Origin of the sequence: uncultured Gemella sp. (genome assembly GCF_963537375.1) — a bacterium.
Lineage (GTDB): Bacteria > Bacillota > Bacilli > Staphylococcales > Gemellaceae > Gemella.
On the sequence record NZ_CAUTDQ010000002.1, the window covers coordinates 109283 to 119241 of the forward strand.

The 9959-nt window shown below is 29.0% G+C and carries 8 protein-coding genes; 5 read left to right on the top strand and 3 right to left on the bottom strand.

The window, feature by feature from the left end; translation table 11 throughout:
• Positions 1 to 11: 11 nt before the first annotated feature.
• Positions 12 to 302, bottom strand: coding sequence for an Asp-tRNA(Asn)/Glu-tRNA(Gln) amidotransferase subunit GatC (gene gatC, locus RYK99_RS01115; protein ID WP_314989351.1), 291 nt, complete (start codon positions 300 to 302; stop codon positions 12 to 14).
• A 1210-nt stretch (positions 303 to 1512) separates the two neighbouring features.
• Between gatC and prmA the strand changes: the two genes are divergently transcribed.
• The 5 genes from prmA (at position 1513) to RYK99_RS01140 (ending at position 7444) form a co-directional block, all read left to right on the top strand.
• Positions 1513 to 2448 (top strand): 50S ribosomal protein L11 methyltransferase, encoded by a 936-nt coding sequence (gene prmA / locus RYK99_RS01120; RefSeq protein ID WP_314989353.1) that lies wholly within the window; start codon positions 1513 to 1515, stop codon positions 2446 to 2448.
• Between the two features lie 124 nt (positions 2449 to 2572).
• Positions 2573 to 4249 carry a hypothetical protein gene (locus tag RYK99_RS01125; protein WP_314989355.1) on the top strand — a complete coding sequence of 559 codons (1677 nt, stop codon included), beginning with the start codon at positions 2573 to 2575 and terminating at the stop codon, positions 4247 to 4249.
• A gap of 428 nt (positions 4250 to 4677) precedes the next feature.
• Entirely contained in the window at positions 4678 to 5829 is a 1152-nt protein-coding gene (locus RYK99_RS01130) for a hypothetical protein (RefSeq protein WP_314989357.1), read from the top strand.
• A gap of 190 nt (positions 5830 to 6019) precedes the next feature.
• Positions 6020 to 6724 carry a hypothetical protein gene (locus tag RYK99_RS01135; protein ID WP_314989359.1) on the top strand — a complete coding sequence of 235 codons (705 nt, stop codon included), beginning with the start codon at positions 6020 to 6022 and terminating at the stop codon, positions 6722 to 6724.
• 450 nt (positions 6725 to 7174) lie between these two features.
• Positions 7175 to 7444: a hypothetical protein gene (locus RYK99_RS01140; protein WP_314989361.1), complete on the top strand. Its 270-nt coding sequence runs from the start codon at positions 7175 to 7177 to the stop codon at positions 7442 to 7444.
• Positions 7445 to 7530: 86 nt separating this feature from the next.
• Here the strand turns inward: RYK99_RS01140 and RYK99_RS01145 are convergent, their stop codons facing one another.
• Both RYK99_RS01145 and RYK99_RS01150 read right to left on the bottom strand, forming a co-directional pair.
• Positions 7531 to 8547: a 2-hydroxyacid dehydrogenase gene (locus RYK99_RS01145; RefSeq protein WP_314989363.1), complete on the bottom strand. Its 1017-nt coding sequence runs from the start codon at positions 8545 to 8547 to the stop codon at positions 7531 to 7533.
• Between the two features lie 108 nt (positions 8548 to 8655).
• Positions 8656 to 9723: an AEC family transporter gene (locus RYK99_RS01150; RefSeq protein ID WP_314989365.1), complete on the bottom strand. Its 1068-nt coding sequence runs from the start codon at positions 9721 to 9723 to the stop codon at positions 8656 to 8658.
• Positions 9724 to 9959 lie beyond the last annotated feature (236 nt).

Below are 9959 nucleotides of genomic sequence, written 5' to 3' on the forward strand. Positions count from 1 at the left end.
ATCTCCTTATTTTATTCAATAATAGTAGGTACTTTGAATTGTCCTGCTTCAGTTTCGTGAGCATTTTTAAGAACTTCTTCTCTATCCATTCCTGGTTTTGCAACATCCTCACGGAAAACATTCACTAAGTCTAAAACGTGATATGTTGGTTTTACATTTTCTGTTGGTGCGTTGTTGATTGTATTGAATAAATCTACAACTTTCTCTAATTTTTCGATGTATCCATCTACTTCATTTTCTTGGATTTCTAATCTAGAAAGATGAGCGATGTGAGCTACTTGTTCTTTCGTAATTGTTGTCATAAGTGCCTCCATATTTTTTCAATTTTAACTACTAATATTAGCTAAACCTTATATATATTGAAAATAAAAAATCGTCCCACATAGTTATATAACTACATGGGACGAATACTAATTTCGTGGTGCCACCCGAATTCATATCAGTTTCCTGATACCTTTCAAATTATATTCGGTTTTATAAAGAGTGTTGCTTATTTCAATCATTATTATTTAATCTTTCAGCCTATGGATTAAACTCTCTTCTAAAAAAACATGAAATAAAAGTCTCTTTACTAATATTTTATATTACGGTTTACTTAGTCTATATTATACTAATCGACCGTTATTGTCAAGGATTTTATTAAAAAAGCACTATGGAGCCATATTAATTTAAATTTTTTGTATTTAAAATAAATTTAAATTTTATCATAAAAAAAAGCACCTATTTCCAGGTGCTTCCAATATTCCTATTTGGACGTTCAGTAACCTCGTCATCTCAGGTACCCTCTCGGGTGCGGCAGGAACCTTTCTGCCCTCAAATAGTACTGTTATAAATTATAACATAATTAAGCACTATTAGGCTACAAATTCTCATATATTCACTTAATTCCCATTAAAAGTATTTCTTTATTATTCATTTATTCTAAATAGTCGCAGTAGAAACATCTAATCTTTTCCTCTCCTTGTTCGTTAAGATTAGTGTTTCTGTTGGGAGTGACTCAAAAATCATGATTTCGGAGAAATTGATTTTTTAGAGTCACCCCTGCACAGTTTATTAGATATCTAAAAAGCTTGTATGAGCGTATTTAGATATCAATAAACCACTGCGTCTTTGTTATTATTATTCTCTATTATTTCATTTTTTACTATATTTTTTAATATATCTACCCGATAAATATTTCTTCGTGAATTCTACACTCGAAATATAAACAACTATCTCACCTTTTTATTTGCTTAAATATTGAAAATGGTATAATATGTTGTAGGTATGTTAAATGGGAGTGACTCAAAAATCGTGATTTCGGAGAAATCGATTTTGTCGAGTCACCCCCGCACAGTTTATTAGATATCTAAAAAGCTTTTATAAAGCGTATTTAGATATCAATAAACCACTGCGTCTATGAGTTATCATATGAACTTTGTTAAATTTTATGACTTTTGGGGCAGTCACTTATTTTGGTCTTTTCGATCAAAAATATAATGAAAAAAATTTAAAATATTTGTGAGGTATAAGATGGAAAATTGGGTTGAAATTACAATTCATACTACTAATGAAGCTAGTGAAATAGTTGAGTCTATTCTTTTAGATTATGGTTCAACTGGAGTTGCTATTGAGGATCCTACTACTCTTGAGGAAAACTTACACGATGATTTCGGTACTATTGTTGAACTTAGTCCTGCTGATTATCCTGAAGTTGGAGTTGTTGTTAAAGGATACATTAACGAGCTTAATTTTGATGAAGAAACTTTCAAACGTTTCGAAGCTGAGCTTCTTGCTTTAGGTGAAAATATTAACATTGGAGATTTCTTCAAGATTGAAACTACTATTATTCAAGATAGCGACTGGGAAAATTCTTGGAAAGATTATTTCGATATTCTTAATATCGGTGAAAAGTTCGTTATTGTACCTACATGGCGCGAATATGAAAATACTGAAGATAAATATATTATAAACATTGATCCAGGTATGGCATTTGGTACTGGTGGTCACGAGACTACTTCTCTATGTATTAAAAACCTTGAGAAATATGTTCAAAGAACTGATAATGTTATCGATGTTGGTTGTGGAAGTGGTATTTTAAGTATCGCAGCTAGCTATCTAACTGATGGTAATATTAAAGCTGTTGACTTAGATAAACTTGCTGTCGATGTTTCTTATGAGAACTTCGCTTTAAATAATCTTGAGAAGAGAATCGAAGTTGATCAAGCTAGTCTTCTTACAAAAGAAACTAAAGAATATAATATTATCGTAGCGAACATTCTTGCTCACATCATCGAGCTTATGATTGATGATGCGTATAACTTATTAGAAGATGGTGGTTACTACATCACTTCTGGTATTATCGAAGAGAAGAAAGATGAACTTCTTGAAAAAATGTTAGAACGTGGTTTCAAACTTGTTGAGGAAACTTCTGATAACGGATGGTACTCATTCGTAGTAACTAAATAATACAAACCTACTCTTAATTTTATATAGAATATATATGAAATTAGGAGTTTTTTTTAATATTACTATGAAATATGTTAAATTTATTTTATAATAGTAATGAAAGCACTTTAAAAGGAGAGATGTTATGAGTAATAATAATTCAAAGCCAAATAATAATAATAATAATCAAAATCAGAATACTAATCAAAATTATAGCAACTATAATCAAAATGATTATAACGAACAAAATAGCTATAATAACCAATATCAAAATTATAATAATCAAGGTTATCAAGAGGGGTATAATAACCAGTACCAAAATTATAATGAACAAAGTTATCAAGGAAGCTATAATCAACAATACCAAAATTATAATAACTCGAATCAGCAATATCAAAATAATCAACAGTACGATTATTCAAATCAAAATTACCAAACTAATAATCAATATAATTATGGTAATCAACAAAATAATAACCAACAGTATCAAAATTACTCAGGTTCATCAAATAATCAACAATACCAAAACTACAATAATGCAAATGGCCAACAAGGTTACAATCAACAATATCAAAATTATAACAATCCTGGTCAATATCAACAAAATACTCAAAACAATGGACAGTTCTATCAAAACAATAATAGACCAAATAATTCACAAGGATTTGATCCTAATAAGAAAAAGAAAAGTAAACTTGTTCCTATAGTTTCTAGTATTCTTGGCATTGTTCTACTTAGTGGTGGTGGATTATACTACTATTCGAAATCTACTAATAAACCTATCTCTAGCATTTTTTCTTTTGGGAAGAAATCAGATGAAGAACTTTATACTCCTGTTCTTGAAAAATATAAGAAAGCAATGGACTCTGGTGAGGTGAAATCTGATTCTGAGGTTAATAATTTCGCAATCGAAAATTATAATTCAAAAGGAAAAAATAAAGATTACATCAGGTATGTATATTATGATATTGATGGTAATGGTAGAAATGAATTACTTATCTGCGATAAAGATAATCTAAATAGTCCTTTTGCGATATATTCTTATGATAATAGTAATAAAGTTAATTTAATTTACCAAGTTGAATCTGGTAATGATATTTCAAAATCTGTATTCTATAATGATAAATCTATTTGGATACATGATACTACGAACAACAATGACACATATGTTGTGTATAAATTGAAAGATGATGGTTCAAAATTCGAAAAAGTTCATGATATTAACTTTGCCGAGTATAAAAAAATTAACAAAAAATTTAAAGATTCAATTTCTTCTGAAGAGTTTGAATCTAAAGATGAATTCTTCAAAAAATATGCAATCCCTACTGATAAAATTGATTTTTCTAAATTAGGATATAAAGTACTATATTACTATAATGATCCTAATGCACAAGAAGAAAAACAAAATGACAGTAACAACAATAACAACGAGAAAAAAGATGAGAATAAAGCTGAATTCACTAACTCTCAATTAGCACTGATTGGACGTGCACTTTTAAGAGATTCTACTTCTCCAGAAAATATATTAACTCACTATGAGACTGGTTTTATAATGGAAGAACAACAAGGATTCTTAATTACTCATTTAGGAACTGAATCAAGTAAAGTAATAGTTAAAAAAGTGGATAATGGTATTGAAATACTAGCTGCTGATGCTGACACACCTGCTGCTCGTAGAAACTATGTTGTTAAGAAAAAAGCTACATTCCAAGAAATTAAAGACAAATTCAAAAAAGAAGATATAGATAAAATTAACAAAATAATAGAAGAATACAAACACACTAGAAATTATGAAAAAGGACAATTTAATATTAAAGATTAATATTACATCTTCCTCACCTACTCTTGGGTGAGGAAGATGTAATTTCTTTTCATAATATTTTGAAAAAGTTTGAACTTATTTTATAATAGTATTTAAATGAAGTTTATAGGAGAGTTTTTATTAGTAATAAAGATAATTTAAACAATAATTCGCAGTCAAATAATAATAATAATAACATAAACAATAATGCGAATTATGGACAACAATATCAAGATAATAATCAGCATAATAATAACGTAAATAATCTGCAATATCAAAATTATAACGGTACTCCAAATGATCAACAAGGTTACAATAACCAATATCAAGGGATAAACAACAATAGATCTCAACATCCTTATAATAATCAATATCAAAACTCATATAACAATTTTGGAAATAAACAAAACACAAACTATAATAATCAAGGATACTATCAAAATCCTAATATGCAAAATAATCAACAAAGATTTAATCAAGAGAAAAAGAAACGTTCAAAATTTGTTCCAATAATTTCTGGTATGCTTGGTATTATTCTACTGAGTGGTGGTGGACTTTATTATTATTCAAAATCAACAAACCAATCTTTATCTAGCATTTTCTCCTTCGGTAAAAAGGAAAAAGAAAAAGAGATTTACTCACCTATTCTAAAAAAGTATAAAGAAGCTATGGATAGTGGTGAACAAAAGTTTGATTATGAGGTTAATAACCGTGTCATTGAACGATATAATTCTAGTTCTAAAGATAAAGATTATTTAGAATATAGTTACGATGATATTGATAATGATGGAAAAGATGAACTTCTTGTTTTCGAAAAAGATAATTATGCTAGTCCAGCAGCAATTTATTCTTATGATGAACAGAGTAAAATTAATGTTATTTACAAAGCTGAAACTAAATCTATTCAACCTACAACTTTCTATAAGAATAAATTAATAGTAGTTCAAGACAATGAAGGTTCTAACGATAGATACACGATTTATCAGTTTAAAGATAATGGTCTAAGATATGAAATGGTTCATGACATAGACTTCGGAAAACCAAAAGATTTAAGTGGAAAATATAAGGATTCTATTACCAAAGAAGAATTTGATTCTAAAGATGAGTTCTTTAAAAAATATCCACTTCCTGGTGAAAAAATTGAATTTTCTAAACTAGACCATCAATCTGTTTATAGCTCTATTAATGAATCTAGTAGTAGCAATAATAACGATAAAGAGAAAAAAGTTGAGGATAAACCTAAATATACTAAAATGCAACTTGCTTTAATCGCTCGTGCTATTATGGCTGGTTCAACTGATCCTCAAGTAGGAACATTAGATTATAATACTTATTTCTCTATTCGTTCATCTACAAACCATAGTGTTATTTCTGACTTTGGCACAAGAGCAAGTGTAGTTAGTGTAAATATTCGAGAAAATGATATTGAGATTATAGTAGTCAACTACTCTTCTCCAAATCGTAAGTACGATGTCGCTAAAACTGTAACTTATAAAGAAATTCAAGATACATTCAAAAAAGAAGATATGGATAGAATAAATAAAATTATTGAAGAGTATAAGAAAACTAAGAGTTATGAAAAAAATAAAATTGAGGAATAATGGATACTAACATAAGTATGTTTCATTAGTAAATAAAAATATTATAAAGGAGCGTCTCGATAAAATTGATTTCTCTGAAATCATTATTTTTGAGGCACTTCCTCTTTTTTTATACCTTTCAAATAATACTTTGAAAATACCTTATCTTATTTTATAATATAATTGAATATACTTATCCGGGAGAAACAAAATGAGTAAGAATAATGATAACTACAACAATCAACAAAATAATAATCAACAAAAGCCTAATCATAATAATGTAAATAGCGAGCAGCAAGGTTATAACCAACACTATTCAAACTACAATAATCAGCAAGAATTCAATCAACAATACACTAATTATAATAGTGTAAATAATGAGCAGCAAGGTTATAATCAGCAATATCATAACTATAATAACGAACAACAGGGATTTAATCAACAATATCAAAACTACAGCGATCAACAAAATCCTAATTTTATGAACGCTCCTCAAAATCTTAATAATAACTTTAATCCTAACCATAAAAAACGTTTAAAGTTTGTTCCAATCATATCAACTATACTTGGACTCGTATTAATTGGTAGTGGTGGCTTATACTACTATTCAAAAACTACTAATAAATCTATCTCTAGTATTTTTTCTACTAGTAAAAATGATGAGGAGATTTACGCTCCTATACTAGAGAAATACAAAAAATCTATGGATAATAATGAATTAGGCGAAAATTCTGAAGTTAATAAGTTCGCTATTAAAAATTATGATGAATCTGGCAAAGAGAAAAATTATATAACTTATAGTTATTATGATGTAGATGAAGATGGTAAAAATGAATTAGTTATTGCTGAAAAAGATAAACCTAACAGTCCATTTGCTGTTTATTCATATAATTCAAACAAAATTATAGTACTATAGCAAGCTGAGTCTAGAAATGATATTCCTCGTGCTAATTTCTATAAAGATAGAACTATATGGATTCACACAAAAGAAAAAGACTTTGATAGATATGTCGTCTACAAACTAAATGACAAAAAAGATAAATATGATAAAATACATGATATCACAATATCTGAAAAAGAAAAAAAAGATGGAAAATATATTGATACAATATCAAATAATCAATTTACTAGTCTAGAAGACTTCTTAAAAAACAACAAAAAATCAAGTGATAAACTAGACTTCTCAAAATCTGATTTTAAATCAGTTTATACTTACAATGAAAATAGAAGTAATTCTTCAGAAGATAACAAAGATGCTTCTAAAGTAGAATACACAAATTCACAACTCGCTCTAATAGGAAGGGCTCTTTATCAAAACTCTACTGACCCTGGCACTGGTGATTTGAATTATGAAAGTCCTTTTACTATGGGTCAAGACAATACATCATTAATGACAAGTTTTGGTACAGGTGGTAGTATTGTACAAGTTATACGTACTGAAACAGGAATCGATATTAAAGTACTTGATTATGATAAACCAGTTCAACAACGAGATTTTAAACTTGTAAAAAGTGTTACATACAAAGAAATAAAAGAAAAATTCAAAAAAGAAGATATGGACAGAATTAATAGTATTATTGAAAATTATAAGATGACTAGAAACTATAAACAAAGTAATTCTAATATCAAAGATTAGTTTCTTTCATTGGAACACCGAAAAATTAAGAACTCCTAAGTAGCTTTTCTACCTAGGAGTTCTCCTTATGTATCTTTAATTATTCTTTAGTTAGCTTTTGGTAATTCAATAGCATTTGCTGTTGAACCTTTAGTTAACATATCATTTAAGTTATCATAACTGATTTCAATCATATTTGATAAAGCTTCATCTGTATTAGAACCAACGTGTGGTGTAACTAATACTTTCGGATATAGATCAACTAATTCTCTAACTACTTGGTCTGAGATTTCATCTCCGTTTTCGAAGTTTTTGAAGAAGAATTCAGCTTCATTTGCGAATACGTCTGTTCCGAATCCGTCAAGTTTACCAGATTTAATAGCTTCTAAAATAGCTGCGTTATCTTGTAATTCTCCACGAGCTGTATTGATTAAGATTGCTCCATCTTTCATTTTTGAGATGAATTCTGTATTTACCATCTTATCATTTTTTCCTGGGAAGTATGGTACGTGTAAACTTACGATATCACATCTTTCTAGTAAGTCGTCCATTTCAACGAATTTAACTACGTGTTTTGCTTCTTCACTTTGGAATACGTCAAATCCATAAACATCAGCACCTAATCCTTTAAATAGTTTCGCTTCAGTTAGACCAATTTTTCCTGTTCCGATGATACCAACTTTACAGTTACGAATTTCTTTACTGAACATTGTTCCATCTACACGGAAGTCATATTTTGATGTTTTATTAACTGTGTGAGCAACGTGTCTTAGTAATGACATCGCTAATGTTAATGATAATTCTGCAATTGCGTTTGGAGAATATCCAGGTACACGCGCAACACTCATGTTGTAATCAGCTGCTGCTTGAAGATCGATGTGGTTGAATCCTACTGTACGAGTAAATACATATTTAATTCCGTATTCGTTCATTTTTTCAATATTAGTTCTATCAGCAACACAGTTACCACGTAAGATTACTGCATCCATTCCTTCTGCTGTGTCAATATTATCGTGATTTAATAATTCTTCTACAAGTTTTAATTCAAAATTATATTTGTTTAGTTTTTCAAAATATGGTACTTCATTTGGTCTAACACCATAACATACAACTTTTAATGTCATTTTCATTTCCTTCTTTCTTTGTTCTTTATTATTAAAAAATTAGACGAGAGTGCTTATCGGCAATCCCGTCTTTTCATTATTACCGATTATAAAAATCTATCTTTTATACTAGTGGAAAATTCCAAGTGAACCAATAATTTGTACAATCACGATCCATACTGGAGTAAGGATAACCGCTCCTAATGTTCCAAGTAATGATGCATTAGATGCTAATACTGCATCTTTATCAAAGCTAATAGCATACGCGGCAGCTACTGTTGCTGGAGGAGTTGCCATCATTACAACAATTGTTCCTAGAGCTGTAAGGTCAACTGGTAAAACGTGTGTTACAGCTAATACCGCTAAGATTACGATATTAATAGCTGGAATAACAATAAGTTTAACAGCTGTGTAGTACCAAGTTGGTTTGTTTGATAGTGCATCTTTGAATGATACTGAACCCAGCGTAGCTCCGATTGCTAACCATGCTAATGGAGATGCTAAGCTAGATAAGTATGTTAAAATTTGTTTGAATTGTGGTAATGTTTGGTCTAATCGTAAGAATGCATATTCTTTAACAACTGTTTGCCCGTCTTTTACAGTTGATACTGCAACTTGCGGTAAGCTTCCTTGGAATAACCAGATGAATAAACCTAGGAACGTTGCTATAACGATCGGGTTTAAGAACATTGTCTTAACATTTTTCATCGTCATTTTTAATCCACTCATTTTAATATATCCATAAGAATATAAGAAAATACGGTATCCAATGTTAAAGATTGAAGCGTAAAGTGTTCCAGTTGGACCATAAATAGCTGTTACTATCGGAATTCCGAAGAATGTTGTTGATCCAAAGATAGAAAGAACACGCATTGTATCTTGTTGATCACCTTTAAATTGCATGAATAGAGGTTTACTAATAATAATTAAAACAATATATACTAAAATACCCCAAATTAATACATTAAGACCTTGTTTTAAACTCTTTTCATTTATATCAACTAAGAATGAGTTAAACGCAAGGGCTGGTAATGAAACTGTAAGTACCACTGAAGTAAGTACCTTCCCGATTGAATCATTAAAAACACCTTTTTTACGTAAGAAGTATCCTAATAAAATAATAGCTATACTAGAAATAATAGCGGTATTAATTTTTTGATTCATCAATGTTTTAGTAAAAACATCTAAAAAATTCATAACTGTATAATCTCCTTCGAAAAAAATATTTTAGTGTACTAATACACTTTTAAGACCTTTTAAGTGTATCATTATATAATAATTTTTCCAATATTTCTAAACTATTCAAAGTTATTTAACTAAAGTAAAAATAGCTAGAAATACTTAAAATAAGCCTTTTCATAAAACTTAAATCAAATATTTCGGGTCTATAATAAATACGGTTGATAATAAATATCAGCCGTATTTAAATTTAT